The sequence below is a fragment of the Nonomuraea sp. NPDC026600 genome (assembly GCF_040638335.1).
Classification (GTDB): domain Bacteria; phylum Actinomycetota; class Actinomycetes; order Streptosporangiales; family Streptosporangiaceae; genus Nonomuraea.
In genome coordinates this window covers 351,091-377,596 of the sequence record NZ_JBEZYD010000004.1, presented here as the reverse complement: position 1 = coordinate 377,596, position 26,506 = coordinate 351,091, and the positions used below count along the sequence as shown (strand labels likewise).

Sequence of the window (26,506 nt, the reverse complement as noted above, 5' to 3'; positions counted from 1 at the left end):
GGTCACAAGAGCTTGTCCAGGGTGATCGGCAGGTCGCGGACGCGCTTGCCGGTGGCGTGGTGCACGGCGTTCGCGATGGCCCCCGCGACGCCCGTGATGCTCACCTCGCCGATGCCGATCAGGCCCAGGGGCATGGTCGGGTCGGGCTCGTCCAGGTAGTGGATGTCGATCGGCGGGATGTCGGCGTGCACGGGGATGTGGTAGTCGCCCAGCCCCGGGTTCATCACGCGCCCGTTGCGCGGGTCGACCAGCGTCTCCTCCGACAGCGCCATGCCGATCCCCATCACGATGCCGCCCCGGAGCTGGCTGGCCGCCGTCTTCGCGTTGATCACCCGGCCCACGTCGAACACGCCGAGCCAGCGCGACACCCGCACCTCGCCGGTGTCCTGGTCGACGCGCACCTCGCAGAACTGGGCGCCGCACGCGGCCTTGACCCAGCGCCGCCGGTCGCCGAGGAACTTCGCCATGAACCTGACCTGCCCGGCCACCGCGCCGAGGCCCGATTCGGCCCCGACGGCGGCCTCGACGTACGGCCGGCCCGCCCTGGACAGGATGGCCTCGTAGCTCTCGCCGGAGTCCGGCCGGTCGAGCCGGTAGAGCCCGCCGTCCCTGGCCTCGACCGAGGCGAGCCGCTGCCCGCGCAGCGGCGAGTCGCCGGAGCGCTTGGCCAGGCCCAGCACTTCCCCCTTCAGCTTCGCGCAGGCCGCCAGCAGGCTGGCCGCGACGCTCGCGGTCTGCGCGGAACCGCCCGCCATCGGCCCGGTCGGCAGGTCCGTGTCGCCGTACTCCACCCGGACCGCCTCATAAGGCACGCCCAGCTCGTCGGCGGCGATCTGCGCCTGCGCGGTCGCGCCGCCCATGCCCATCTCCTGGAAGCCGCAGCGCACCACCACCGTGCCGTCGGCCGAGAGCCGCGCGGTGACGTTGGCCGTGAACTGCACCGACGGGTGGTAAGCCGTCGCCACCCCCATGCCGACGAGCCACCTGCCGTCGCGCATCGAGCCGGGCTCCGGCGTGCGCTCGGCCCAGCCGAACCGCTCGGCGCCCAGCGCGTACGCCTCGCGCAGCATCCGGTGCGCGAAACGCTTGCCGTCGAGCGGGTTGCGCGCGGGCTCGTTGCGCATCCGCAGCTCGATCGGGTCGACGCCGAGCTCGCCGGCCAGCTCGTCGATCGCCGCCTCCAGCCCGAACGTGCCGATGGACTCGCCGGGCGCGCGCATGAACGTGTTGGGGATCAGGTCCATCTCGACGAGGTTCTGCTGGACGAGGATGTTCTCGGCGTCGTAGAGGTGCCGGGCGGCGGTGGTGACTCCCTCGGGGCCGCCGCCCACCTTCCCGGACCTGGTCACGCTGGTGTGGATCAGCGCGGTCAGCCTGCCGTCCTGGCCGGCGCCGAGCGCGACGCGCTGGGTCGAGGGCGTGCGCCCGCCGACCGTACGGTAGACGCCCTCCCTGGTCAGCATCATCCGCACCGGCCTGCCGGTCGCCCGGGCGGCCAGTGCGGTCAGGATCGTGCCCGGCCAGATCAGGCCCTTGCCGCCGAAGCCGCCGCCGACGTACGGGGAGGTCATGCGGACGTTCCGCTCGGGGATGCCGAACCTGAGCGCGAGGTGCTTGCGCATCCACGCGATGGCCTGACTGCCCTCGTGGACGGTCAGCCGGTCGCCGTCCCAGACGGCCGTGGTCGCGTGTGGCTCGATCGCGTTGTGGTTGTGGGGCGGGGTGGTGAAGCGCAGGTCCACCGACACCGGTGCCGCCGCCAGCGCCGCCTCCGCGTCGCCCTTCTTGGCGCTGCCCGACCCCAGCATGCTGCTCTTCTGCGGCTTGGCGTTCGCCTCCTCCGCGGCGAAGTCCACCACGGCCGGGAACTCCTGGTAGGTCACCTCGACCAGGGCCGCGCCACGCCGCGCCGCCTCCAGGCTCTCCGCGACGACGACCGCCACCGGCTGGCCGTCCCAGTGCACCTCGTCGGTGTTGAGGTAGTTGACCGACGTCGCGGAGACCATCGTGCTCAGGTCGAGCATGCTCTGCGCGGGCGCCGGCTTCAGCACGGGCGCGTTCAGGTGGGTGATCACCGACAGGACGCCCGTCACCGCCTCGGCCGCCTTGACGTCGATGCCGGTGATCCGGCCGCGCGCGACCGTCGCGTGCACCAGGGCGGCGTACGCGAGGTCCGGGTACGGGAACTCGGCGGCGAACCGGGCCTTGCCCGTCGTCTTCTCCGGGCCGTCGACCCGGTCGATCCCCCGGCCCACGGCCCGCTCGCGCGGTGGGCTCTGCGTCTCGGTGGTGGTGGTGGTCATGCCGTCCTCCTGTCGCTGAGCCGCCGCAGTGTCGCCACGATCGTCCGCCGGGCCAGCTCGATCTTGAAGGTGTTGTCCGGCCTGCCGACCGCCGGCTCCAGCTCCGCCTCCGCCGCCCGGCCGAACGACTCCTCGGTGGCCGGGGCGCCGAGCAGCACCGCCTCGGCCTGGCGGGCCCGCCACGGCTTGGCCGCGACCCCGCCGAGCGCCAGCCGTACGTCCGTCACCACCCCGTCGGTGACCTCCAGCGCGGCGGCGACCGACACCAGGGCGAACGCGTACGAGGCCCGGTCGCGCACCTTGCGGTAACACGAGGGCGCCGTCAGCTCCGGCACCTCGATCGCGGTGATCAGCTCGTCCGGCTCCAGCGCCGTCTCCAGGTGCGGTGTGCCGCCGGGCAGCCGGTAGAAGTCGGCCAGCGGCACGCGCCGCAGGCCGCGTACACTCTGCACCTCGACGGTGGCGTCCAGCGCGGCGAGCGCGACGCACATGTCCGAGGGGTGCGTGGCGATGCAGTCGTCGCTCACACCGAGAACGGCGTGGTTGCGGTTGAAGCCGCCGATCGCGTCGCAGCCGCTGCCGGGCACGCGCTTGTTGCAGGCCGCCGCGCCGTCGTAGAAGTAGGGGCACCGGGTGCGCTGCAGCAGGTTGCCACCCACCGTGGCCATGTTGCGCAACTGCGCCGAGGCGCCCGCGAGTATCGCCTGCGACAGCAGCGGATAGCGGGTCCTGACCAGCCGGTGGGCGGCCAGGTGGCTGTTGCGCACCAGCGCTCCGACGCGCACGCCGCCGCCGGGCAGCTCCTCGATCTCGGTCAGCGGCAGCCGGGTGATGTCGACCACCGTGTCGGGCTGCTCGATGTCCTCGCGCATCAGGTCGACGAGGTTCGTCCCGCCGCCGAGGAACTTCGCGTTGGGCTCCGCCGCGATCACGCGGACGGCCGTCGCCACGTCGGGGGCGCTGACGTACGCGAACGGCTTCATCGCGCCACCTCCTTGATCGCGTCGACGATCCCGTTGTACGCGCCGCAGCGGCACAGGTTGCCGCTCATGCGCTCCCTGATCTCGGCCTCCGACAGCCCGGTGGCTCCCGGCTCGGTGACCGCGCTGGGCATCCCCGCCCCGTGCTCGGCCAGCATGCCGATCGCCGAGCAGATCTGGCCGGAGGTGCAGTAACCGCACTGGAAGCCGTCGTGCTCGATGAACGCCTGCTGGATCGGGTGCGTGATCCCCTCGATGGTGGTGATGTCGCGGTCCTCGTACTGCACCGCGAGAGCCAGACAGGAGTTGATCCGCTCGCCGTCGGCCAGCACCGTGCAGGCCCCGCAGGCGCCCTGGTCACAGCCCTTCTTCGTGCCGGTCAGGTCGAGCTGCTCGCGTAGCGCGTCGAGCAGGCTGACCCATGGTTCGATGTCGAGCGAGCGAGTTGTGCCGTTCACCCGCATACGCAGCGTGACCACATGTCCCTCCGGGTGGGTTCGCGTCATATGGGGTGACGTTAACAGGACGGTGTAATCTTAACAAGAGAACGGTGTTTCGTTATCATGCTCGTATGCTTGGCCCGGAGATGACACGATCGGTATTCCTTCGAGCCAGGCGCCCGGAGCACAAGCAGCAGCGGCGCGAGGCGATCCTCGCCGCCGCGCGGCAGCTTGCCATCGAGGTCGGGGTCCGCAACGTCAGCCTGGGCGGGGTCGCGACGGCGGTCGGGCTGGCGAAGTCCAACGTGGTGCGATATTTCGGGACCCGTGAGGAGATCTACCTCGAACTCGCCGTCGAGGAGTGGCTCGACTGGTCGGACGAGGTCGCCGCCCGGCTCGCCACGGCCGTCTCGCCCGACGACGTGATCGCCGCGCTGGTCGACACCTTGACCGAGCGGCCGCTCTTCTGCGACCTGCTGGGCCACGTCTCGATCACGCTGGAGCACAACATCTCGGTCTCGGCGGCCCGCGTCTTCAAGCGCGCGGTGATCAGTACGGTCGACGACCTCGGAGCGCGCGTCGCCCTGGCCTACCCCGGCCTGACCACCGGCGAGGGGATCGAGCTGGCCGGGGCGGCCGCCGCGCTGGCGGGCATGCTCTTCCCGATGGCGAACCCGCCGCCTGCCCTGCGGGAGCTCTACGCCCAGGATCCTGACATCGCGGCCCGCTGCCTGCCGTTCCAGCCCACGATGAGGCGCATGCTCGCCGCCCTCGCGGCCGGGCTTCCCGCCCAGCGCTGACCGCGCCGGGCCGGCTGCCCTTCGGCGATGGCCGGTCAGGCGGTGGCGAGTGCCTCGGTCGGGGAGAGGCGGGAGGCCCGGACCGCCGGGTACAGCCCGGCGACGGCGCCGATCGCGAGGGTCGCCGCGAGGCCGCCCGCCGTCGCCCACCCCGGGATCACCGCGGGCCAGCCCTGGTACAGCGCGTACCCCATCGTGACCCCGGTCCCGATGAGCACCCCGCCCGCCCCGCCGAGGGCCGAGAGCAGCAGCGACTCGGCGAGGAACTGCGTGCGGATCTGCCCGCGGGTCGCGCCGAGCGAGCGGCGCAGGCCGATCTCCGAGCGCCGTTCCAGCACCGAGATGACCATGGTGTTGGCCACCCCGACGCCGCCGACGAGCAGCGCGACCGCCCCGACGCCCAGCAGCAGCCCGGTGAACGCCTGGCTGGTCGCCTGCTTGGCGGCCAGCGCGTCGGACGGGCGTGAGACGTCGATCTCGTTGGGCGCCTCCGGATTGGCCGTGCCCGCCAGCACCGAGCGGACCGTCTCCAGGCTGGCCTCCTCCATGCGGGTGTAGAGGGTCGTCGGGTACCCGTCGAAGTCCAGCTCGGCCTCCGCGACGGGCCAGCCGACCAGTACCGCGGAGTCCAGCTCCTCGGCGAGCGGCACCGGGTCGAGTACGCCGACGACCGTGAACCGCTTGCCGCCCACGACCACCTGCGTGTCCGGCCCCGCCGCGCCCACCCCGAGCCGCTGGGCCGCGCTCGACCCGAGCACCGCGGCCGGGTACCGCTCGGTGGCCGCGTTGAGCCAGGTGCCGCTGCGCAGCGTCGCGCCCACCGTGGCGGGCAGGTCGAGCCGGGCGGCGTAGGTGTTGAGGCCGTTGGTCTGCGCCTTGGGCACCTCCTCCGACCGGTAGACCTTGGCGTCGCCCACCTTCCCGGCCGCCGAGACGGCCTGGACCGGCCCGATCCGCTCGATCATCGCCTCGGCCTCGACCGGCATCTTGGCCGGCTCGCCCATCAGCGTCTGCCCGGAGGAGACGGTGAGCAGGTTGGTGCCGAGAGCCGAGAGCGTACGGTCGAGCTCGGCGCCCGATGAGGACGAGATGCCGACCACACCGATCATCGCCGCGATGCCGATGGCGATGCCGAGCGCGGACAGGAACGCCCGCAGCGGGCGGGTCCGCAGGCCGACGGCGCCGACCCGCAGCACATCGCCCGGCTTCATCCTGGCCGGAGTCAGCTTCGGCAGTCTCGCGTGCTCGATGACGGCTGCCATCAGGCCACCTTCTCTTCGGCCGCGGAGTCGGAGACGATCTGGCCGTCGCGCATCCGTACCTGCCGGGGCAGGCTCGCGGCGATCTCCCGGTCGTGCGTGATGATCACGATGGTGGTGCCGGCCGCGTTCAGATCGTGCAGCAGGTCCATCACGCCGGTGCCCGAGACGGAGTCCAGGGCGCCGGTCGGCTCGTCGGCCAGGAGCAGCGGGGGATCTCCCGCCACGGCCCTGGCGATGGCCACGCGCTGCCGTTCGCCGCCGGACAGTTCGTGCGGCTCGTGGTCGAGGCGGTGGCCGAGTCCGACCCGCTCCAGCGCGGCCGCGGCTCGCCGCCGCCGCTCGGATCGCCCGATACCGGTGTAGACGAGGCCGTCGGCCACGTTGTCGACCGCCGCGACCTTGGCGGCGAGGTGGAAGTGCTGGAAGACGAAGCCGATGCGGGTCGCCCGCAGCGCGGAGAGCTGGCCGTCCGACAGTTTCGCCACGTCGTACCCGTCGATGCGCACGGTTCCTGAGGTCGGGCGGTCGAGCGTGCCGACGACGTTGAGCATCGTCGACTTGCCCGAGCCCGACGGGCCGACGATGGCGACGAGCTCGCCGCGCTCGATCTCCAGGGACACCTTGTCGAGTGCGGTGACCCCGCCGGGATAGGAGCGGGTGACGTCCGTGAGGGAGATCATCGGGGCATCCCGACGCTCATGCCCTCGGCCAGGCCGTCGCCGGAGATCTCGACCCGGCCGCCGGAGAACAGACCTGTCTTCACGCCGACATAGCGGGACTTGCCGCCTTCGACGACCTCCACGCCGTACCCGCCTTCTTTGAGCGCCACGAGCGCGGCGATCGGGACGGTCAGCACGTTCTTGCGCTTCGAAGCCGTGAAGGTGACGTCCACCGCGGCCTTGTCGAGGCCCTTGGCCGCCTTCTGGCTGCCGAGGGAGACGAGCGCCTCGACCCGCGTCTCGGGATCCGCGCCCTGCCCCTCGCCCGGCTCGATGATGGTGGCGACCTCGGTGACCTTGCCGGACACGGTCTTGTCGCCGGGCAGCGTGACCGACGCCTTGGCGCCCTTCTTCGCCACCCGCTGGTCCTCCGTCTCCAGTTTGACGGTGATCACCTTGTCGGTGCCGGTGTAGGAGAGCACCTTCTGGCCCGGCGCGGTGGGCTGGCCGGCCTCGGACTCCAGGCTGTCCACGCGGACCTTGCCGGCGGCGAAGACGACCCGGCCGAGCTCGACGACGCCCGTCTCGTCAAGGTTCCGGTCCTCCTGCCACTCTCTGATCGCGTCGGCGGTGGAGTCGGTGTACTCGTCGTCCACGGTGAAGCCGTCGTAGCCGAGGGCCTTGAGGTTGCGTTCGAGCTGCTCGACGTCCCTGCCCTCGGTGCCGATCCGCAGGTCGCGGTAGGCGGGCGTCTTGCCGTACATCAGCACCACCGGCTGGGTGTCGAGCCGGTACAGGGACTTGCCCCTGGTGATCGTGTCGCCGCTGTCCGGCAGCCAGGTGACCGTGCCCGGCTTCCTGCTCACCGCAGTGGTGGTCGGGCCGTAGCCGAGATCGCCGTCGGCCTCCAGCGTGTCGAGCAGCGTCTGCCTGGTCACCGTGGTGGTGGCCGGCGGCAGGGCACTGACCGTCTTGTCCGTCGTACGGTCGCCGCCCAGGAGGCCCAGGCCGTTCACGGCCACGCCGGCCGTACCGATGACGGCGACCGCGACGAGCAGGCCCGCGACCCGCCTGCCGCGACCGCGGCGGCGGCGCGGGTGATCCCCGCCCGCCGCCACCTTGTCATCGAGGGTGGCCGTGCCCATCAGGAGCCGCCCTGGCGCATCCCGGGCATGAACTCCTTGCACTTCTCCTGCGCGGCCTTGAAGTCCGGGTCCTCGCCGGCCGCGCTGTCCATGCGCAGCATGCCGCCGTCAGGGTCGGGGAAGGCCTCGACGCCGCTGTCCCGCATGCACTGGGAGTACTTGCGCATCTGCTCGGCCATCTTGGGGTCCACCTTCCCGCCCGGTCCACCGCCGCTCGGCGCGTACTCCTTGCAGGCCTCCTGGGCCTTCTGCGCCGTCTCCGGGGAGATGCTGTTGTCCATCTTGAGCAGAACCCCCTTGCCGGGCTCGGGGTCGTCCATGGGGACGCCGTGCTCGCGCATGCACTGGGCGAACTTGAGCCCCTTCGCCGCCCGGTCCTCGCCGGCCGAGGCGCTGGGGGCGGCGGCGGCCGGTTTGCCGCTGCTCACGGAGGCCACGTCGGCGCCGCCTCCCGCTTCCGCGCCGCACCCGGTCAGGGCAAGGGCCAGCGCCAGCGGGATCGCCGCCAGGATGCCTCGTCGCATGTTCTTCTCCTCGTACGGTGGCCGGTCCGTTTCGCCGGCCATGCGAGACGAATGCAATCGGGCGGCGCGTTTCCCCGGCGTTGCCACCGGTGCTAACGCCGAACAAACAGCGCACCCGGCACGATCACTCCTGTACATGACAGAAGAGACAGGGGCCGCGATGCGCGTGTTGGTGGTCGAGGACGAGCGCATGCTCGCCGACGCGATAGCCGAGTGGCTGCGTGACGAGACGCACGCGGTCGACACCGCGCACGACGGGGAAGCGGCACTGGAGCGGCTCGCGGTCAACGACTACGACGTGGTCGTCCTGGACCGTGACCTGCCGCGCGTGCACGGTGACGACGTCTGCAGGGAGCTGGTCGCGTCCGAGTCGACCGCGCGGGTGCTGATGCTCACCGCCGCCGCCGAGATCGGTGACCGGGTGACCGGGCTCTCTCTCGGCGCCGACGACTACCTGTCCAAGCCGTTCGCCTTCCCCGAGCTCGCGGCCCGCGTCCTGGCGCTCGGGCGGCGCTCGCGCCCCGCCGCGCCGCCGGTGCTGCGGCGGGCGGGGATCACCCTCGATCCCGCGCGCCGGGAGGTGTTCAGGGACGGCAGGTACGTGCCGCTGTCGAAGAAGGAGTTCGCCGTGCTGGCCGAGCTGCTGCTCGCCGACGGCGGTGTGGTGCCCGCCGAGCACCTGCTGGAGAAGGCGTGGGACGAGCACGCCGACCCGTTCACCAGCGCGGTGCGCCTGACCATACTCAAGCTGCGCCGCAAGCTGGGTGTGCCGTCGGTCGTGGAGACCGTGCCGGGAGTGGGGTACCAGATTCCATGACCGCTCCCACGCTGCGCGCCCGGCTCACCCTCGTGTACGGCACGCTGTTCTTCGCCGCGGGACTGACGCTGCTCGGCGTCACGTACTTGCTGTTCAACCAGCAGCTCCAGCAGAAGACGGTATCCATCATCGTCAGAGGCCAGGGCCCCGGCTCGCTGGAGCGCGACACGGCCATGAACTGGATGAAGCAGCAGGAGACCCTGCTGCGCGGCGCCGCGACCACCTCGCTGCTCACCCAGGGCGCGATCGCGCTGGTCGTGGTCGGTGGCGCGGCGTCAGGGGTGGGGTGGGTGGTCGCCGGACGGGTGCTCACGCCGCTGCGCCGGGTGACCGAGACCGCGCGGCGGATCGCGGCCGCGCCGGTCGCCGAGCGCGGCCTGCACGAGCGGATCGCGCTGAACGGCCCGCCCGACGAGGTGAAGGAGCTCGCCGACACCTTCGACACCATGGTCGAACGACTCGACCACTCCTTCGACGGGCAGCGCAGGTTCGTCGCCAACGCCTCGCACGAGCTGCGCACCCCGCTGACGCTGAACCGGGCGCTGGTCGAGCTGGCCATGCACCGCCGTACGGCCTCGGCCGACGTCAAGCAGCTCGGCGAGAGCCTGCTGGAGATCAACGCCCGGCACGAACGGCTCATCTCCGGGCTGTTGCTCCTGGCCCGCGCCGAGCACGAGATCGGTGACCGGTCGCCGGTGGACCTGGCCGATGTGGTGTCCCACGTGGTCGCGCAGGCCGCCGCCGAGGCCGCGGAGTCGAAGGTCACCCTGGAGGAGGCGGCCGGGCCCGCGCCGACCAGCGGGGACGCGATGCTGCTCGAACGGCTGGTGCACAACCTGGTCGAGAACGGCATCCGGCACAACATCGACGACGGCACCGGCTGGGTGCGGACCGTCAGCCGCATCGCGCATGACGGCCGCGTCGAGGTGGAGGTCAGCAACACCGGGGCCCCCGTGCCGCCGTACGAGATCCCGGCGCTGTTCCAGCCCTTCCGCCGGCTCGGGCCCGACCGTGTGGTCACGGCCAAGAGCGCGGGGCTGGGGCTGTCCATCGTGCGCTCGATCGCCCTGGCGCACGGCGGCGACGTCTCGGCCCGGCCCCGCGAAGGCGGCGGCCTGATCGTGACGGCCACCCTGCCGCGCCAGGGCTCGGCCCACCACTAGACCCGGGCCCGCTCACTGGGCACTGCCCGGCGTAGCAGCCAGTAGGGCACCCCCTGGGGCCCCTATGGTTTTCCTCCAGAGCCCCTATGCATTCCCTGGGCCATGTGCGCGGCTGACCAGCGATGGTACGAAAACGTTCGTGACCAAGCGAAAAATATTATCCCTGACATTCAGCAGAATTCTCGGCGCGGTCGCGCTCACCGCGAGCCTGGCGACCGCGGCCCCGGCGGGCGCGACAGTTGCGCCGGTCTGGGACCACCTGTCTTTTCCCTACGGGTACGTCGAATCCGTAAAGCAACTCAAGGAACTCAACGATGTCGCCGCGCTGAGCGGCACCCAAGCTTGGGCTGTGGGGCAGGTGCGGATGGAGGGCTGGCCGTACCCGCCGCCGGGTGTGGTCTGCCCCGACCTGTTCCGCTGGAACGGTCAGAATTGGGTGAACGACCGGCCGGATACCACCTGCCGGGGCGCGCTGACCTCGGTGTCGGCCGCCGCGGAGAACGACGTGTGGGCCACCGGTTCGACCATCGCCTACCACTGGAACGGTATGGCCTGGACCCTCACTCCGTACCCGACCGAACAGAACACCCCTTTCTACCTTGATGATGTCGCCGCGGTGGGCGGCACCGCCTTCGCGGTCGGCAGGTCCTACCAGTCGAGCGGTGAGGTTTCCACGGCGGGCGTGATCCGCTGGGACGGCACCGCCTGGCAGAGGATGAGCCTCCCGCCGCTCGCGGGCAACACCGACCTGAGCGCGGTGCATGCTCTGGCGCCGGACGACGTCTGGGCGGTCGGTACCACCAACCGCTACGGGCCGAGCACCGATGCGCACACCCTGGTGCTGCACTGGGACGGCCACACCTGGTCCCGGCTGCCGGATCCGCCGAAGGAAGCGCTGGTCGAGACCACCCTGGACGCGGTGGCCGCGCGGCCCGGCGAGGTGTGGGCGGCCGGTCAGCGGACCACCTACGAGGCCAACGGCATTTCGGTCAAGAAGCGCGAGGCGTTCGCCATGCGTTGGAACGGTAGCGGGTGGACGGTGACGCCGACCCCGGCGACCACCGGCTGGTACGGATCCTCCATCACCTCGCTGGCCTGGAAAGGCACCGAGGTGTGGGCCGGAGGCAGCGGGCAGGACGACGACACCGCGCGCAGCGTCGGTGTGCTGCTGCGCTGGGACGGCACCGCCTGGCAGCAGGCGCCGAAACCGCCGCTGCTCGACGACTACCGGATCAAGCAGCTCGGCGCTGTGCCGGGCGGCGGCCTGTGGGCCACCGGCTACGGCACTCGGGAGACCGACGAGCACGCCAAGGGCCAGTTCCTGGCCCGGGTCACCGGCTGAACCTTCCTCTTTTGCGATGGAGTGGGTGATGTGCGCGAGCTGACCGCTGCGCCGGACGCCGGGAGCCGTCTGCTTTTGTGAAGTACGGTTGAGTCAACTTTAGTTCGGTCAAGTATACTTCGACTTATGCGGAAGCCCCAGCATGTGTTCGACCGTGAGCGAGAGTGGGCGGGCCTGGTCTCGTTCGCTTCGGAAGTGGGCCCGGGAGCTCGGCTCGGTGTGGTGAGCGGCCGCCGCCGCCAAGGGAAGAGTTATCTCCTGCAGGCCTTGGCGAGCAGCATGGGCGGCATCTACTTCCCCGCGCTCGAGGTGACGGAGGCGGTGGCGTTGCGCCTCTTCGCGGACGAACTGATCAGATTCACCGGCGCGCCTGTTCCGGCCTTCCGCGATTGGATCGACGCCATCCCCTACCTCTTCAGTGTCGTGCGCGATCGGCCGGTGCCTGTCGTTTTTGACGAGTTTCCGTATCTTGTCAAGGCATCCCCAGAGCTTCCCTCGATCATCCAGCGGGAGTTGGGTCCTGGCGGCTCCGGAGCCGCCAGCACGGCCAGGGTGCTGCTCTGCGGTTCAGCGATGTCGGTGATGGGCGGTTTGTTGTCCGGTACGGCTCCGCTACGCGGACGCGCGGGACTGGAAATGGTCATCAGGCCCTTCGACTACCGCCAGGCCGCCCGCTTTTGGGGGATCAGCGACCCGCGTCTGGCGGCCCAGGTCCACGCGGTGGTGGGTGGGACACCGGCCTACCGGAAGGAGCTCGTCCGTGGCGATGTCCCGGCCGGGCCGGCGGATTTCGACGACTGGGTGATCAGATCTGTGTTGAACGCCGAGGTCCCGTTGTTCAGGGAGGCCCGCTACCTGTTGGCGGAAGAGATGGAGATCCGCGACCCGTCGCTCTACCACTCCGTCCTTGCCGCCGTCGCCGACGGCAACACGACGTCAGGGGGAATCGCCGGCTACGTGGGGCGGAAGTCCAACGAGATCGCGCACCCGCTCCGCGTCCTGGAAGACAGCCATCTCCTGGTCAAAGAGCGCGATCTCTTCCGGCCGAACCGCAGCTACTACCGGGTGGCCGAACCGCTCATCACGTTCTATCAGGCGATCATGGTCAGGGAGTGGGCGCGGTTGGAGCGCGGGGACGCGGCGACGGTGTGGCGGGGCAGCAGGGCACGCTTCCTGTCGCAGGTCGTCGGCCCCCATGTCGAGATGCTCTGCCGCGAGTACGCCCTGCATGCCGATACCGCGGCCGGTGAGGTGGGGAGTGGAGTCGTACCCGATCCCGCCAACCGCACGCAGATCCAGGTCGATGTCGCTGTTCTGGCGCCCGCGGATCACGGACGCCCGCGACGGGTTCTCTCACTGGGCGAGGTCAAGTGGGACAGGGCCATGGGAGCCGAGCATGTGGCCCGGCTCCGGCGCGCGCGCGATCTGCTCACGGCAAAGGGGTACGACACCCGTGACACGGTGCTCACGTGTTATTCGGGCGCCGGATTCACCCGGGGACTCGGCGCCGAACCAGGGAGCGACGTGCGCCTGATCACACTTGACGACCTCTACGCTTGATCGCTTGTCCTCCAGGTCGCCATCCGGTCGAAGCCCTGGTCGGCGAGCCAGGTGGCGCAGAGGTCCGGCCAGGCGGACGCGGCCAGGTCGCCCTGGGCGAGCCCGAGCCCGTGCTTGCCCTCGGGAAAGACATGCAGCTCGTACGCCGTGCCGGCGCGGGCGAGGGCGGCGGCGAAGAGCAGGCTGTTCTCGGCCGGGACTGTTTCGTCGGCCGCGGTGTGCCAGAGGAACGTCGGCGGCGTCTCGGCCGTCACGTTGAGGTGCGCGGACAGGGCCGTCGCCTGCTCCTCGGTGCCGTCGGAGCCGAGCAGCCGGAGGCGAGACCAGGAGTGCACGCGCGACCCGGTGAGGTCGATGACCGGGTACCCGAGGATGACGGCATCGGTGCGGTCCCCCTCCTTCGAGGTGGCGAGGGTGGCGGCGAGGTGGCCGCCCGCGGAGAACCCCATGACGGCGACCCGCCCGGCCCCGCGCTCCCGGACGACGCGCACCGCCTGGCGCAGGTCGTACAGCGGAGCCGGATGCAGCGGCTCGCGTCCCGGCTCGTCCCCGGCCACCCGATATCGGAGCACGTAGGCGTCGATGCCCAGCGTGACCAGCCAGCGCGCCACGTCCGCACCCTCGTGCTCGGCCAGCCTGGCGTAACCGCCGCCGGGACACACCACCACAGCGCCCGTGGCCGGGCCGTCCGCGGCGTACAGGGTCAGGCTCGGCGACTCAGCGGTGGCCGGGCCGGGCGGAGTCCCCGGCCAGAGGGGAACGTCGATCATGCCTGGGGACTCTACTCCCCGGAAAGGTTAGGAAACTTTCCTAAAGTGGTTGACCGGGACTCGTCAGGCTCGTTGGATGAGCGGTCATGACCCCCCGTATCATCGCGACCGCCGCACTCGTCGCCTCCCTGGCCCTGCCGCTGCCCGCGGCCGCCGCCCCGGCGACCTTCACCCACCCCGGAGTCCTGCTCGGCCGGGGTCAGCTCGACTTCATGCGTACCAAGGTCAACGCGGGTACGCAGCCGTGGAAGTCGGCCTACGACCAGATGATGGGCCACTCGCTGGCCTCGCTCACCCGCGCCGCCAAGCCCCGCGCCGTCGTCGAGTGCGGCCCCTACTCCAACCCCAACAACGGCTGCACCGACGAGCGCCAGGACGCGCTCGCCGCGTACACGATGGCTCTGGCCTGGTACGTCACCAGGGACGGCAAGTACGCCCAGAAGGCCATCGAGATCATGGACGCCTGGTCCGCGGTGATCAAGGATCACACGAACAGCAACGCGCCCCTGCAGACGGGCTGGGCCGGCTCGGTCTGGCCACGGGCCGCCGAGATCATCCGCTACACGTACACGAGCTGGCCGAACGTCAACCGGTTCGCCACGATGCTGCGCACGGTCTACTTGCCGAAGGTCATCAACGGCTCCAACAGCAACGGCAACTGGGAGCTGAGCATGATGGAGGCGGCCGTCGGCATCTCCGTCTTCCTGGAGGACCGGACGAGCTATGACAAGGCGATCACCAAGTTCCGCGGCCGGGTGCCGGCCTACGTCTATCTCAGCAGCGACGGCGCGCTGCCCAAGGGCGCGCCCGGCAGCGGCCTCGACACCCGCGACGAGCTCGTCAAGTACTGGCAGGGGCAGACGACCTTCGTCACCGGCCTCACTCAGGAGACCTGCCGCGACCTCACCCACACCGGCTACGGGATCTCGGCCATCTCCCACGTCGCCGAGACCACCAGGATCCAGGGCCAGGACCTCTACCCGGAGGTCGGCGAGCGGCTCAGGCAGGCGCTCGGCTTCCAGTCGAAGTACCAGCTCGGCGCGGCCGTGCCCTCCTCGTTGTGCGGCGGCAGCCTGAACCTGGGCCTCGGCCCGGTCACCGAGGTCGGCTTCAACCAGCTCCACAACCGCCAGGGCATCCCGATGACGAACACCCAGACGCTCACCGAGCAGCAGCGTCCCGCCGGCACCAACCAGCTCTTCGTCGCCTGGGAGACCCTCACCCACGCGGGTGATTAAGCCTTTCCTTAGGTGAGCGTTGACAACGCCGTCGAGCAGGAGTCGGCTGAGGGCCCACCACGAGCGAGGGGGTGTCCGGATGCAGGTTCCAGCGCCGTTGGAGTACGAGCGCGCCACCAGCGTCGACCACGCCATCGGGCTGCTGGAACGGCTCGGCGGCTCGGCGCGGCTCATCGCGGGTGGCCACAGCCTGCTTCCGATGATGAAGTTACGGCTCGCCACTCCCGAATATCTGATCGACATCAATGACCTGCACGCCGAGCTCGGCTACATCAAGGTCGAGCCCGGCCAGGTCCGTATCGGCGCGATGACCAGGCATCGCGAGCTGCTGGAGTCGGCCGAGCTCGCCACGACGTTCCCCATCTTCGGTGACGCCGAGCGGGTCATCGCCGATCCGGTCGTCCGCAACCGGGGCACGCTGGGCGGCTCGCTCTGCCAGGCCGACCCGTCGGAGGACCTGTCGGCGGTGTGCACCACGCTGGACGCCAGTTGCGTGATCCGCAACCGCGCGGGCGAACGGGTCGTGAGCATGGAGGAGTTCTACCGGGGTCCGTACGAGACCGCGGTCGAGGACGCCGAGATGCTGGTCGAGATCCGCATCCCGATCCGGCCCAACGGGTCCAGCGCGTACGAGAAGGTCGAGCGGCGCGCCGGCGACTGGGCGATCGTGTCGGCGGGCGCGGCCGTGTGGCTGGACGGCGGCGTGATCTCCGACGCCCGCGTCGGGCTCGCCGCGGTCGGCCCGAACACGACGGGCATGCCGGCCGTCTCCGACGCCCTGCGCGGCAGCGAACCGTCCGAGGCGGTCTACGAGCAGGCCGGAGAGCTCGCCGCGCAGCACTGCGACCCGGTCACGGACATGCGCGGCAGCGCCCTGTACAAGCGCCACCTCGCCAAGGAGCTCACCAGGAGGGCCCTGCGCCGCTCCGTCGCCCGGCTCAGAGAAGGGGTCTGACGTGCGCGTATCGATGATCGTGAACGGCGAGGAGGTCACCAGGGAGATCGAGGGGCGCCTGCTCCTGATCCACTTCCTGCGTGACCACCTCGCGCTGACCGGCACCCACTGGGGCTGCGACACCAGCAACTGCGGCACCTGCGTCGTCTGGCTCGACGGCGAGCCGGTCAAGTCGTGCACCGTGCTCGCGGCCATGGCCGGCGGCCACGAGGTGCGTACGGTCGAGGACCTCGAACAGGACGGCAAGCTCGACCCCGTCCAGCAGGGCTTCATGGAGTGCCACGGCCTGCAGTGCGGGTTCTGCACCCCGGGGATGATGATGACGGCCAGGGCGCTGCTCGATCGCAACCCCGACCCCTCCGAGGGCGAGATCCGCGAGGCGATCTCCGGGCAGATCTGCCGCTGCACCGGCTACGCCACCATCGTCCGCTCGGTGCGCTGGGCCGCCGCCCAGGAAGCCCAGGAGGCGACATCGTGACCAGCACCGAACACCGGCCCGCCGGATTCGTGGACAACGACCAGAAACCGCTCGGCCACGGCCGGATGCTCCGCAAGGAGGACCCGCGCTTCATCCGCGGCCGGGGCCGTTACGTCGACGACGTGCAGTTGCCCTCGATGCTGCACCTGGCGATCCTGCGCTCTCCCGTCGCGCATGCGCGGATCGTGAGCATCGACGTCAGCGCGGCGCAGGCGCACCCGAAGGTCAAGGCGGTCGTCACCGGCGCCGACCTGGCCGCCCAGGGCCTGGCCTGGATGCCGACGCTCTCCAACGACGTGCAGGCCGTCCTGGCCACGGACAAGGTCCGGTTCCAGGGCCAGGAGGTCGCGTTCGTGGTGGCCGAGGACCGCTACTCCGCCCGCGACGCCCTGGAGTTGATCGACGTCGAGTACGACGTGCTCGACCCGGTGATCGACGCCCGCAGGGCCCTCGACCCCGGCGCGCCGGTCATCCGCGACGACCTCGACGGCAAGACGGACAACCACTGCTTCGACTGGGAGACGGGTGACGCGGCGGAGACGGACGCGATGTTCGCCGCGGCCGACGTCGTGGTGAGCCAGGACATCGTCTACCCGCGCGTACACCCCGCGCCGATGGAGACCTGCGGCTGCGTGGCCGACTTCGACCGGGTCGAGAGCAGGCTGACCCTGTGGTCGACGACCCAGGCGCCGCACGCCCACCGCACGCTGTACGCGCTGGTCGCCGGGCTGCCCGAGCACAAGATCCGGATCATCTCGCCCGACCTCGGCGGCGGCTTCGGGGGCAAGGTTCCGATCTATCCCGGTTACGTCTGCTCGATCGTCGCCTCGATCGTGACCGGCAAACCGGTGAAGTGGATGGAGGACCGCGCCGAGAACCTCACCAGCACCGGCTTCGCCCGCGACTACATCATGCGCGGCGAGATCGCGGCGACCCGCGAGGGCAAGATCCTGGCCATCCGCACGAACGTGCTGGCCGACCACGGCGCGTTCAACGGCGTCGCCGCGCCGACGAAGTACCCGGCGGGCTTCTTCGGCGTGTTCACCGGCAGCTACGACCTGCGGGCCGCCTACTGCAAGATGACCGCCGTCTTCACGAACAAGGCGCCGGGCGGGGTCGCGTACGCCTGCTCGTTCCGCATCACCGAGGCGGTCTACCTGGTCGAGCGGATCGTCGACTGCCTGGCGTACGAGCTGCGGATGGACCCGATCGAGCTGCGGATGAAGAACTTCATCCAGCCCGACCAGTTCCCCTACACGACCAAGACCGGCTGGGTGTACGACTCGGGCGACTACGAGCCCACCATGCGCAAGGCGATGGAGATCGCCGGATACGAGGACCTGCGCAAGGAACAGATCGAGCGGCGGGCCCGCGGCGAACTCATGGGCATCGGCATCTCCTTCTTCACCGAGGCCGTCGGCGCGGGCCCGCGCAAGGACATGGACATCCTCGGCCTCGGCATGGCCGACGGCTGCGAGCTGCGCGTCCACCCGACGGGCAAGGCGGTCGTCCGGCTGTCGGTACAGAGCCAGGGACAGGGCCACGAGACCACGTTCGCGCAGATCGTGGCCGAGGAGATCGGCATCCCGCCCGCCGACATCGACGTGGTGCACGGCGACACGGACCAGACGCCGTTCGGCCTCGGCACGTACGGCAGCCGCTCGACCCCGGTGTCCGGCGCGGCGGCGGCCCTGGTCGCCCGCAAGGTACGCGACAAGGCGCGCATCATCGCCTCCGGCATGCTGGAGGTGTCGGTCGCGGACCTCGACTGGGAGAAGGGCGCCTTCCACGTCAAGGGCGACCCGGCCAAGTCCGTCACGATCCAGGACATCGCGCTCCGCGCGCACGGCGCCGGAGACCTGCCCGAAGGCATCGAGGGCGGCCTGGAGGCGCAGATCTGCTACAACCCCGAGAACCTCACCTACCCGCACGGCGCCTACATCTGCGTCGTCGACATCGACCCGGGCACCGCCCAGGTCAAGGTGCGGCGGTTCATCGCGGTGGACGACTGCGGCACCAGGATCAACCCGATGATCATCGAGGGCCAGATCCACGGCGGCCTCACCGACGGGGTCGGCATGGCGCTGATGGAGATGATCGCGTTCGACGAGGACGGCAACTGCCTCGGCGGCTCGCTCATGGACTACCTCATCCCGACCTCGCTGGAGGTGCCCGACTGGGAGACGGGCTTCACGGTGACCCCCTCACCGCACCACCCGATCGGCGCCAAAGGCGTCGGCGAATCGGCCACCGTCGGCTCCCCGCCCGCGATCGTCAACGCGGTCGTCGACGCGCTCAAGCCGTACGGCATCCGCCACGCCGACATGCCGCTCACCCCCTCGCGGGTGTGGGACGCCATGCGCGGCGTGCCCACGCCGCCGATCTGACCCCCCGGAGCCGTACATGCCGCACACCAAACGCATGGAGGAACTGGTCGCCGGGCGCGTCCCGTTCGTCCACGCGGTCGTCGTCCGGGCGCAACTGCCCACGGCGGTCAGCCCGGGCGACGACGCCATCATCCTGCCCGACGGGTCCATCGAGGGGTTCGTCGGCGGGCAGTGCGCCGAGAGCTCGGTGCGTACGGCGGCGCTCGGGGCGCTGTCGGACGGGCGGACGGTGCTGCTGCGGGTGCTGCCGGAGGGCGAGCAGGGCTTTCCCGACTCGCCCGGCGCGCAGGTCGTGGTGAACCCCTGCCTGTCCGGGGGCGCACTGGAGATCTTCCTGCAGCCGCTGCTGCCGCCCCCCGTGCTCTGGATCGCCGGCACCTCACCGATCGCCACGGCCCTCGCCGCCCTGGCCGGGCCCCTGGACTTCACCGTACGACTCGCAGCGGACGCACCGGGTCCGGCTGGTGCGACCGCGGCCGTCGTGTGTAGTCACGGGCGCGGCGAGCAGGAGGCGATTCGGGCCGCGCTGGACGCCGGTGTCGGCTATGTCGGACTGGTGGCCAGCCATCGGCGTGGGGCGGCGGTGCTGGGGGAGATGGAGCTGAGCGACGACGAGCGCCGCCGGGTCCACTCGCCGGCCGGCCTCAGGCTCGGCGCCCGCACGGCGCCGGAGATCGCGCTGTCGATCCTCGCCGAGATCGTGGCCGCCATCCGCGCCGGCGACCTCGCGGAGATGGCGCCCTCCGTCCGTACCGGCGACCTCACTGAGATCGCGGACGCCATCCGTACCCGTACCGGTGACCTCGCGGAGTCCGAACGTCCGCGTCCCGAGGTCTCGGTCGATCCCGTGTGCGGGATGAACGTGGCGGTGTCCGCCGAAACCCCGCACCTGGTCGCCGACGGCGAGGACGTGTGGTTCTGCGGCCCGGGATGCCGAGACCGCTTCGCGCGGACGGGCGGGCGGTAGGGACGTGGCGGAAAACGGCGCACCCCGACCTGACCACACGGCGCCCCCCGAACCCCCCGCGTCCGCTGCGCCGCCCTTCGCGTCTTCCCCGCCTCCCGCACCGTCCGCTTTCGGCGGTGCTGACGACATCCGCCGCCGTCTCGACGAGCTCGACTACCTGGTGGACGACGGTACGGCGGCGGCGCTGTTCTTCGCTCTCAGTCTCGGCCAGCCGCTGCTGCTGGAGGGCGAGCCCGGAGTCGGCAAGACCACGGCCGCCAAGGCCCTGGCCCGCGCCCTGGCCACCCCGCTGATCAGGCTCCAGTGCTACGAGGGCCTGACCGCCGGCGAGGCCCTCTACGAGTGGAACTACCAGCGCCAGATGCTGGCCATCCGCCTGGCCGAATCCCACCACGACAGGCTGAACGACGCCGATCTGTTCACCGAGGCATTCCTCCAGGAGCGCCCGATCCTCCAAGCGATCAGGCACCGCGGGCCGCAGCCACCCGTACTCCTGATCGACGAGATCGACCGCGCGGACGACGAGTTCGAGGCGCTGCTGTTCGAGTTCCTCGGGGAGGCCGCGATCACCATCCCCGAGCTGGGCACCTTCACCGCCGAACGCCGCCCGGTCGTCATCCTGACCTCCAACCGCAGCCGCGACCTGCACGACGCGCTACGCAGGCGCTGCCTGTACCACTGGATCGACTTCCCCGCCCCGGAGCGGGTGGCGGAGATCCTCCGGCGTACGGTCCCCACCGCGAACGAGGCGCTGATCCGCTCCGCCACCGACTTCGTCGGCCGGGTGCGCCGCATCGACCTGGACAAGGCGCCGGGCATGGCGGAGACGATCGACTGGGTCTCGGCCCTGTCGTCCTTGGGTGCGACGCGGCTGGTCAGAGACGATGTCGTACGGACGCTGAGCACCATCGCGAAGACGCTGGACGACCGCGACGCCATCACCGAGGCACTCGACCGGCTGGGCTGCGGCCAAGGGGCGAGCGCTTGATCCTCAGCCCTTAGGAGAGCACATGAAGATCGACAACGAGTTCACGGTCAGCGTGACCATCGAACGGGCCTGGGAAGTACTCACGGACCTGGAGGGCATCGCCCCGTGCATGCCGGGCGCCAGCCTCACGGGCGTGGAGGGCGACGTCTACTCGGGCAAGGTACGGGTGAAGGTGGGGCCGGTCGTCTCCGAGTACGCCGGGACGGTCAGGTTCCTGGAGAAGGACGATGCGGCCCACCGGGCCGTCATCGACGCCAAGGGCCGTGACTCGCGCGGCGCGGGCAACGCCTCGGCGGCCATCACCGCCCACCTGCGCGCCGACGGGGAGCGCACGGTCGTCTCGGTGGACACGGACCTGAAGATCTCCGGCAAGGTCGCGCAGCTCGGTAGCGGCATGATCAAGGAGGTCTCCGGCAAACTGCTGGGCCAGTTCGTGAACTGCCTCGAAGCCAAACTCACCGCAGAACCGGTCGCCCCAACCCCAACGCAGTCCACCCCCGCGACCACGCCTGACTCCACCTCAACACCCGACCTCACCGCTGCCTCCGCCGCCCCTGACTCTGCGCCCGCCCCTGGCCCGGAGCCCGGGTCCGCCTCTACGCCCGCGCCCGCGCCCGCCCCCGCGTCCGCGGCTGAGGGTGAGTCAGTCGTGCAGGGACCGGAAGCGGAGCGAGCCGAAGTCGGCGAGCGGGCGGGCGACGAGGCACCAGCCCCACGTGTCATCACGCCCGACGTCGAGCCGGAGCCGCTGGACATCCTGGGTGTCGCCGGTGGGGCCGTCTACAAGCGCCTGATACCCCTCGTCGTTGGGATCGTCGTGGTCGTCGTGGCCGTGATCGTCATCTGGGCCGTTGTCTCGTAGCCGGTCCGAGCCACCCACCCCGCCGACGCGACGCACTCCGCCGATGCCACGCACCGCGCCGCCGCCAAGCACCCCGCCGCCGGGCACCCTGCTGGCGGGCGTCGACCGGGCCGCGTTCGCCGCGGCGCTGGCCGTACGGCTGAGGCGGCATGGCGTGTCCGTGGGCTTCACCGGCGTCGAGGACTTCACTCGCGCCCTCACGATCGCGCCCCCAGGCTCGCTGTCAGAGCTGTACTGGGCCGCGCGCATCAGCCTGGTGCGGCGGCAGTCGGAGATCGAGCCGTTCGACGAGGTGTTCGCGGCCGTGTTCCACGCGACGGGGCCTGCGTTCGACCCGCACGCCCGACGCCGCCCCCTCAGCCCGGCGAACGGCACCGCCGACGAGGCGTTCGCACCCCTGCCGGCCGCTCCCCACGGTGGCGACGACCCGGGCGGGCTGCCCTGGATGACGTTGCCGACGGTGGTGGCGACCGCAGAGGGTTCGGATGGCCCGGCCGTGCCGGAGCGCCTGCCGAGCGACGCCGAAGGGCTGGCCGACGTGCCGTTCGAGCAGCTCGGCGACCGGGAGTGCGAGCTGCTCGGCGCCTGGCTCGCGGCGACCGTGGCCGCCTGGCCGGTACGGCGCAGCCGCAGGCTGGCGGTGTCGCCGAGAGGGCGCGCGATCGCGGTACGTGCCACGCTGGCGCGTGCTCGCCGCACCGGCTGGGAGCCGCTCCGGCTGGCCAGGCAGCGGCCCGTCGACCGGCCCCGGCGGGTGGTCATGCTCTGTGATGTCAGCCAGTCGATGCAGGCCCAGGCGTCGGCGTACCTCCATCTGATGCGGGTGCTCGCGGTGGTGGCGGACGCGGAGGTGTTCGCGTTCGCTACGACGCTGACCCGGCTGACGCCGGTGCTCGCGCACCGCTCGACGGCCGCCGCGATCGAGCTGGCCTCCGAGCGGGTGAGCGACAGGTTCGGGGGTACGCGGATCGCGACCAACGTACGGGCACTGCTGGCATCGCACCACGGCGCGAAGGTGCGGGGCGCCATCGTGCTCGTCGGCTCCGACGGCTGGGACGCCGACCCACCGGAGGAACTGGCCACCGCGATGGCCCGGCTGCGCCGCCGAGCGCACCGGGTGATCTGGATGAACCCCCGAGCCGCCGCCCCCGGCTTCGAACCGCGCGTGGCCGGGATGGTGGCCGCCCTCCCGTACTGCGACCTGCTGCTACCCGCCGACACATTCGGCTCGCTCCGCACCGTGCTCACAGAGGTCGCCCGCGCCTGACACGTTGCCTACCAGGGCCGACCTTCACGGCAGGCGCGACAGCGCGACGGACCTTGCACCCTCTGGTCACGGGGGCAGACCTTGTGGGCGTTCGCGCGCTGCCGCGCCGTCCGTCAGACACGGCGTACGGCAAATGCGTCACCTTCCGGCACCTGGAGAGGTGAGTTGCCGCCGCCATGCATCAGAATGATCATCGACCACAGCACCATGGCTTCGTGATGCTCGGATAACCGCTCATAGTCGCGTACACCTTCATCCGCCGCCGGACCTGCGATCAGTTTGGTCGCGGGCACGAGCCCCGAGCTCGCGGAGGGGACTACCTGCTGTGGGCGGCTTCGAGGTCGGACTGGTGTGCGACGGCCCAGAGGCCCAGGGCGCGTACCGGCCCCAAGAAGGAGCGGCCCAGGTCGGTGAGTGCGTAGTCGACGCGCGGCGGGACCCTCGGATGGACCGTGCGGCTGATCAGACCATCCTCTTCGAGGGCGCGCAGCGTACGGGTGAGCATGCGGCGGCTGAGCCCCTCCACGGACCTGTCCAGCTCGTTGAAGCCGTGCGCGCCGCGCTCCAGGATCGACAGGATCACGACGCTCCACTTGTCACCCACCCGACGCAGCACGCTGGTCGCGGGGCAGTTCTCGTGCTCGGCCACCGTGACAGGGACGGTGATGGATGCAGTGGACATGAATGTGCCTTCTTTCGGACCTTTCGCCAGTTGGCCAAAGATCAGGGTACGCACATCGACCTCCAAGGAGGATTTATCGTGATCGTGGTCAGCGGAGCGTCCGGGCAGCTCGGACGCCTCACCGTCGGGCACCTTCTCCAGCGGGTGGAAGCCGCCCGCGTCGTGGCGTTGTCCCGTACCCCTGATGCCATCGCCGACCTCGGGGTGGCCACCAGGTACGCCGACTTCGACGATCCGGCCAGTCTGCGCGGCGCGCTGGAGGGCGCGGAGCGGCTGTTGATGATCAGCATCGGGTCGCTCAGCGGGGCGCCTCGCGGGCACGTCAACGCCATCGAGGCGGCGGTCGAGGCGGGGGTGGGCCAGGTGATTTACACGTCGTTCGCCAGGGCGGGCGAGCCGGGCCAGCCCCAGGCGCTCATCCAGAACCACGGGGAGACCGAGCGGCTGCTGGCCGAGTCAGGGCTGACGTTCACGGCGCTGCGGTTCAACCAGTGGCCGGAGATGTGGAACCTCGTCGGCCTGCCCGCCATCGCGGTCGCCACCGGGGTGCTGCCCAGCAATTCGGGTGACGGCCGGGTGGGACACATCACCCGCGACGACAGCGCCGCCGTCGCCGCGGCCGTGCTGGCCGAGGGCGGCTACGAGGGGCAACTCCTCGAGGTCACAGGCCCGGAGGCGGTCACGGATGCGGACGTCGCCGACGCGCTCGCCCAGGTCACCGGCCGCCCCATCCGCTGCGAACAGGTCTCGGACACCGACCTGGCCGCAGCGCTGTCCGGGCATGGGCTCCCCGAGATGTACGTTCAGGGATGGACGGGCCTGGGGACGTACAAGCGCGACGGCTGGTTCGACGTGACCACACACGCGGTCGAACACCTCACCGGCCGTAAGCCCACCCCGATCGCCGACTACTTCGCCGCTCACCCCGAAGCCCTGCGATCCCCGGCTCTTCGACGTTAGGCGGGGTCGAGGTATCCGTGGCCTCGTCGACAACGGCTGCAAATGGCGTGCCCTGCCTAAGGATTTTGCCGCAGCCAAGCCTCCGCGCGTTCGACGTGAAGCGTCCGTCCAAGTGCCTGATATGCGTCTCGCATGGTCTCCACGACCTCACGCTCGGGGTAGGTCGCCTTGAGAACGCACAATGCCGATGCGGGGTACCCGGCGGCAAGAAGTTCCCGTGCGTGAGCGACGTCCCACGAAGGGAAAACCTTCACCGCTGTGGGCGCGAAGGCTGCCGCTTCGGCGAGAACGCCGATGCCGTCGTCAGTTGGCTCGTACCGCCAGCCGGGGGGAACCGTGGGGTGGATCGCCCGTTTCGAACGTGCGCCGGCCGTGATGTCCGCTGAGCCGATGTCGGGATGCAGGCCGAGGGCGCGGCATAGCTCTGTCCATCGCGGATCGTCGGCCGGGGACGTCTGCCCTTGTGCACGTCCCCACGCCTTCCAACTGGCCATGCTTCCGACCAGGAGATTCTCCAGCGCTTGTTTCGTGTTGTCGCCGAGCCAGACCGCGTGGTCGTCGACCGGAGCGAACGACACGCACGGATGGTCGTCGAGGTCCAGCTCGGGGGCGAGCACGGCCCACCCGTAGTGGAGCCCGTCGCCGCCGTTATAGACGAAGGGAACGATCTCCATCGGCTGGTTCTGATAGCCGAGCTCAGATGGATCGCTGATGTCTGGCGATGAATCGAGGAGGACCGTGTCGAGATCGCCGCATAACAAGGACCCGCATTTCCCCCACGCGACCTCATAGACCTCCAGGCCAGTCTCGGGATCGTAACCGTCGAGAACGAAGGCCCGCAGCGCGTCGAATACCGCGGGAAGCCGGAACGACTCGTGCAGGGGGTGACGCATGGCCCGCAGAGTATCAATTGCCCTGGACGGACGGTCTGAGACGCTCAGCTCCACAACGTGATGTGGATGGACGGGCGGAAGCGGCCCACGTTCACGCCGGGGCCCCGCAGCATGGCCTGGGTGGCGCGGGGTGTGGTCACGAACCGGACCAGCTCGGCCGCCGCCGGGGCCACGCCGCCCTCGGCCAGGGTCATCGTGAACCAGCCGCCGTCGAACCGCAGTGACGGCCCGGCGACGCGGACCAGCCGGCCGTGGGCGAGGTCCTGTGCCACCGCGAACGAGATCGCCGGGGCCACGCCGCTGTTGCGCTGCGCCTGTTCCAGGGCCGCGGCGTGGCTCTGGTAGATCTGCTGGTGGTGTTCGGGCACGTTGAGCTTGCGCAGCATCGTCGGTACGGCGCCGAGGTCGGTCGCGGCCGAGGGGCCGAGCAGCCACACCTGGTCGCGTAGCTGGTGCGCGCCGACGTCGCGCCCGGCGAGCGGGTGCTCGGGCCCGCAGACGACGACGAGCTGGTAGTTCAGGAACGGTTTGCAGGCCAGCGTCTCGTCCATGCTGCCGCCCGGATGGGGGCCGATCGCCACGTCCACGGTCCGCGAGCGCAGCAGTGACCCGAACCGCCGCGGGTCGTGCACGCTCAGCTCCACGTCGAGGTCGGCGGCCCGCCCGGCGAACAGCCCGATCAGCCCGGGCGCCGCGTACTCGGCGAACAGGCTCGACGCGGCGACGCGCAGCAGCCTGCGCCCGCGCCCTGCCTGGCCCACCTCGATGATCGTGCGCTCCTGCAGGCTGAGCAGCTCCGCCGCCCTGCTCGCCAGCCGTAACCCGCCGGGCGTGAACGCGAGCCCGGAAGCGGTCCTGGTGAACAGCCGGTCACCGAGCTCTTTACGCAGCTGACCGACGTGCAGGGAGACGGCCGCCTCCGACACGTCGAGCTCCGCGGCCGCCTGCTTGACCGACCCGAGCCGCACCACGGCCGCGAACGCGCGAAGCTGGGTGGGCGTCATGAGCAAAAGCTACTGGCCCGACTTCAAAGATCATAGAGATCAGGCTGCCGAGCCGCCGAT

The 26,506-nt window shown here is 70.7% G+C and carries 26 protein-coding genes; 14 read left to right on the top strand and 12 right to left on the bottom strand.

Going from position 1 to position 26,506, the window contains the following annotated elements:
- Nucleotides 1–2: 2 nt before the first annotated feature.
- Genes AB0F17_RS12010 through AB0F17_RS12000 form a run of 3 tightly spaced genes read right to left on the bottom strand, consistent with a single transcriptional unit; the run spans nucleotide 3 to nucleotide 3,789 of the window.
- Nucleotides 3–2,303 carry a xanthine dehydrogenase family protein molybdopterin-binding subunit gene (locus AB0F17_RS12010; RefSeq protein ID WP_358020317.1) on the bottom strand — a complete coding sequence of 767 codons (2,301 nt, stop codon included), beginning with the start codon at nucleotides 2,301–2,303 and terminating at the stop codon, nucleotides 3–5.
- Complete coding sequence (locus AB0F17_RS12005) at nucleotides 2,300–3,286, bottom strand: xanthine dehydrogenase family protein subunit M (protein WP_358020314.1); 987 nt, start codon at nucleotides 3,284–3,286, stop codon at nucleotides 2,300–2,302. The genes AB0F17_RS12010 and AB0F17_RS12005 overlap by 4 nt, the downstream gene beginning before the upstream one ends.
- Nucleotides 3,283–3,789, bottom strand: coding sequence for a 2Fe-2S iron-sulfur cluster-binding protein (locus AB0F17_RS12000; protein ID WP_250907429.1), 507 nt, complete (start codon nucleotides 3,787–3,789; stop codon nucleotides 3,283–3,285). The genes AB0F17_RS12005 and AB0F17_RS12000 overlap by 4 nt, the downstream gene beginning before the upstream one ends.
- A gap of 80 nt (nucleotides 3,790–3,869) precedes the next feature.
- On the opposite strand from AB0F17_RS12000, the gene AB0F17_RS11995 reads away from it, so the two are divergent.
- Nucleotides 3,870–4,523, top strand: a complete 654-nt coding sequence (locus AB0F17_RS11995; RefSeq protein WP_358020311.1) for a TetR family transcriptional regulator — start codon at nucleotides 3,870–3,872, stop codon at nucleotides 4,521–4,523.
- A 35-nt stretch (nucleotides 4,524–4,558) separates the two neighbouring features.
- Here the strand turns inward: AB0F17_RS11995 and AB0F17_RS11990 are convergent, their stop codons facing one another.
- The 4 genes from AB0F17_RS11990 to AB0F17_RS11975 are packed head-to-tail and all read right to left on the bottom strand — an operon-like array spanning nucleotide 4,559 to nucleotide 8,113.
- Nucleotides 4,559–5,785, bottom strand: coding sequence for an ABC transporter permease (locus AB0F17_RS11990; RefSeq protein ID WP_358020308.1), 1,227 nt, complete (start codon nucleotides 5,783–5,785; stop codon nucleotides 4,559–4,561).
- On the bottom strand, nucleotides 5,785–6,465 hold the full coding sequence (locus AB0F17_RS11985; RefSeq protein ID WP_358020305.1) for an ABC transporter ATP-binding protein: 681 nt from the start codon (nucleotides 6,463–6,465) through the stop codon (nucleotides 5,785–5,787). The genes AB0F17_RS11990 and AB0F17_RS11985 overlap by 1 nt, the downstream gene beginning before the upstream one ends.
- Nucleotides 6,462–7,589: a peptidoglycan-binding domain-containing protein gene (locus AB0F17_RS11980; RefSeq protein WP_358020303.1), complete on the bottom strand. Its 1,128-nt coding sequence runs from the start codon at nucleotides 7,587–7,589 to the stop codon at nucleotides 6,462–6,464. The genes AB0F17_RS11985 and AB0F17_RS11980 overlap by 4 nt, the downstream gene beginning before the upstream one ends.
- Complete coding sequence (locus AB0F17_RS11975; protein ID WP_358020301.1) at nucleotides 7,589–8,113, bottom strand: hypothetical protein; 525 nt, start codon at nucleotides 8,111–8,113, stop codon at nucleotides 7,589–7,591. The genes AB0F17_RS11980 and AB0F17_RS11975 overlap by 1 nt, the downstream gene beginning before the upstream one ends.
- A gap of 160 nt (nucleotides 8,114–8,273) precedes the next feature.
- Here AB0F17_RS11975 and AB0F17_RS11970 point away from each other — a divergent pair, with 160 nt between their 5' ends.
- From AB0F17_RS11970 to AB0F17_RS11955, 4 genes are all read left to right on the top strand, one after another.
- Nucleotides 8,274–8,930 carry a response regulator transcription factor gene (locus AB0F17_RS11970; protein WP_358020298.1) on the top strand — a complete coding sequence of 219 codons (657 nt, stop codon included), beginning with the start codon at nucleotides 8,274–8,276 and terminating at the stop codon, nucleotides 8,928–8,930.
- Nucleotides 8,927–10,093 (top strand): HAMP domain-containing sensor histidine kinase, encoded by a 1,167-nt coding sequence (locus AB0F17_RS11965; RefSeq protein ID WP_358020295.1) that lies wholly within the window; start codon nucleotides 8,927–8,929, stop codon nucleotides 10,091–10,093. Before AB0F17_RS11970 ends, AB0F17_RS11965 begins: the two co-directional genes overlap by 4 nt.
- Before the next feature lie 139 nt (nucleotides 10,094–10,232).
- Complete coding sequence (locus tag AB0F17_RS11960) at nucleotides 10,233–11,435, top strand: hypothetical protein (RefSeq protein WP_358020292.1); 1,203 nt, start codon at nucleotides 10,233–10,235, stop codon at nucleotides 11,433–11,435.
- 126 nt (nucleotides 11,436–11,561) lie between these two features.
- Nucleotides 11,562–12,995 carry an ATP-binding protein gene (locus AB0F17_RS11955; protein WP_358020289.1) on the top strand — a complete coding sequence of 478 codons (1,434 nt, stop codon included), beginning with the start codon at nucleotides 11,562–11,564 and terminating at the stop codon, nucleotides 12,993–12,995.
- Here the strand turns inward: AB0F17_RS11955 and AB0F17_RS11950 are convergent.
- A complete protein-coding gene (locus tag AB0F17_RS11950) occupies nucleotides 12,986–13,765 on the bottom strand; it encodes an alpha/beta hydrolase (protein ID WP_358020286.1) in 780 nt (259 codons plus the stop codon). The two genes, AB0F17_RS11955 and AB0F17_RS11950, sit on opposite strands and share 10 nt — an antisense overlap.
- An 86-nt stretch (nucleotides 13,766–13,851) precedes the next feature.
- Between AB0F17_RS11950 and AB0F17_RS11945 the strand changes: the two genes are divergently transcribed.
- From AB0F17_RS11945 to AB0F17_RS11910, 8 genes are all read left to right on the top strand, one after another.
- Nucleotides 13,852–15,003, top strand: coding sequence for an alginate lyase family protein (locus AB0F17_RS11945; RefSeq protein WP_358020283.1), 1,152 nt, complete (start codon nucleotides 13,852–13,854; stop codon nucleotides 15,001–15,003).
- Nucleotides 15,004–15,082: 79 nt separating this feature from the next.
- A complete protein-coding gene (locus tag AB0F17_RS11940; RefSeq protein ID WP_358020280.1) occupies nucleotides 15,083–15,958 on the top strand; it encodes a xanthine dehydrogenase family protein subunit M in 876 nt (291 codons plus the stop codon).
- 1 nt (nucleotide 15,959) lies between these two features.
- Nucleotides 15,960–16,436: a (2Fe-2S)-binding protein gene (locus AB0F17_RS11935; protein ID WP_358020277.1), complete on the top strand. Its 477-nt coding sequence runs from the start codon at nucleotides 15,960–15,962 to the stop codon at nucleotides 16,434–16,436.
- Entirely contained in the window at nucleotides 16,433–18,823 is a 2,391-nt protein-coding gene (locus tag AB0F17_RS11930) for an aerobic carbon-monoxide dehydrogenase large subunit (protein WP_358020274.1), read from the top strand. The genes AB0F17_RS11935 and AB0F17_RS11930 overlap by 4 nt, the downstream gene beginning before the upstream one ends.
- A 16-nt stretch (nucleotides 18,824–18,839) precedes the next feature.
- Nucleotides 18,840–19,790, top strand: coding sequence for an XdhC family protein (locus tag AB0F17_RS11925; RefSeq protein WP_358020271.1), 951 nt, complete (start codon nucleotides 18,840–18,842; stop codon nucleotides 19,788–19,790).
- A gap of 4 nt (nucleotides 19,791–19,794) precedes the next feature.
- Complete coding sequence (locus AB0F17_RS11920) at nucleotides 19,795–20,778, top strand: MoxR family ATPase (RefSeq protein ID WP_358020268.1); 984 nt, start codon at nucleotides 19,795–19,797, stop codon at nucleotides 20,776–20,778.
- Nucleotides 20,779–20,800: 22 nt separating this feature from the next.
- A complete protein-coding gene (locus AB0F17_RS11915; protein ID WP_358020265.1) occupies nucleotides 20,801–21,640 on the top strand; it encodes an SRPBCC family protein in 840 nt (279 codons plus the stop codon).
- A gap of 43 nt (nucleotides 21,641–21,683) precedes the next feature.
- Nucleotides 21,684–22,907: a VWA domain-containing protein gene (locus AB0F17_RS11910; protein ID WP_358020262.1), complete on the top strand. Its 1,224-nt coding sequence runs from the start codon at nucleotides 21,684–21,686 to the stop codon at nucleotides 22,905–22,907.
- A gap of 113 nt (nucleotides 22,908–23,020) precedes the next feature.
- On the opposite strand, the gene AB0F17_RS11905 is transcribed toward AB0F17_RS11910, so the two are convergent.
- On the bottom strand, nucleotides 23,021–23,200 hold the full coding sequence (locus AB0F17_RS11905; RefSeq protein WP_358020259.1) for a hypothetical protein: 180 nt from the start codon (nucleotides 23,198–23,200) through the stop codon (nucleotides 23,021–23,023).
- A 23-nt stretch (nucleotides 23,201–23,223) separates the two neighbouring features.
- On the bottom strand, nucleotides 23,224–23,589 hold the full coding sequence (locus tag AB0F17_RS11900) for a helix-turn-helix domain-containing protein (RefSeq protein WP_358020256.1): 366 nt from the start codon (nucleotides 23,587–23,589) through the stop codon (nucleotides 23,224–23,226).
- A 78-nt stretch (nucleotides 23,590–23,667) separates the two neighbouring features.
- On the opposite strand from AB0F17_RS11900, the gene AB0F17_RS11895 reads away from it, so the two are divergent.
- A complete protein-coding gene (locus AB0F17_RS11895) occupies nucleotides 23,668–24,549 on the top strand; it encodes an NAD(P)H-binding protein (protein WP_358020253.1) in 882 nt (293 codons plus the stop codon).
- A 56-nt stretch (nucleotides 24,550–24,605) separates the two neighbouring features.
- Here AB0F17_RS11895 and AB0F17_RS11890 read toward each other — a convergent pair whose 3' ends face one another.
- Both AB0F17_RS11890 and AB0F17_RS11885 read right to left on the bottom strand, forming a co-directional pair.
- Nucleotides 24,606–25,442: a hypothetical protein gene (locus AB0F17_RS11890; protein ID WP_358020251.1), complete on the bottom strand. Its 837-nt coding sequence runs from the start codon at nucleotides 25,440–25,442 to the stop codon at nucleotides 24,606–24,608.
- A gap of 44 nt (nucleotides 25,443–25,486) precedes the next feature.
- Nucleotides 25,487–26,446: a LysR family transcriptional regulator gene (locus AB0F17_RS11885; RefSeq protein WP_358020248.1), complete on the bottom strand. Its 960-nt coding sequence runs from the start codon at nucleotides 26,444–26,446 to the stop codon at nucleotides 25,487–25,489.
- Nucleotides 26,447–26,506: the final 60 nt, after the last annotated feature.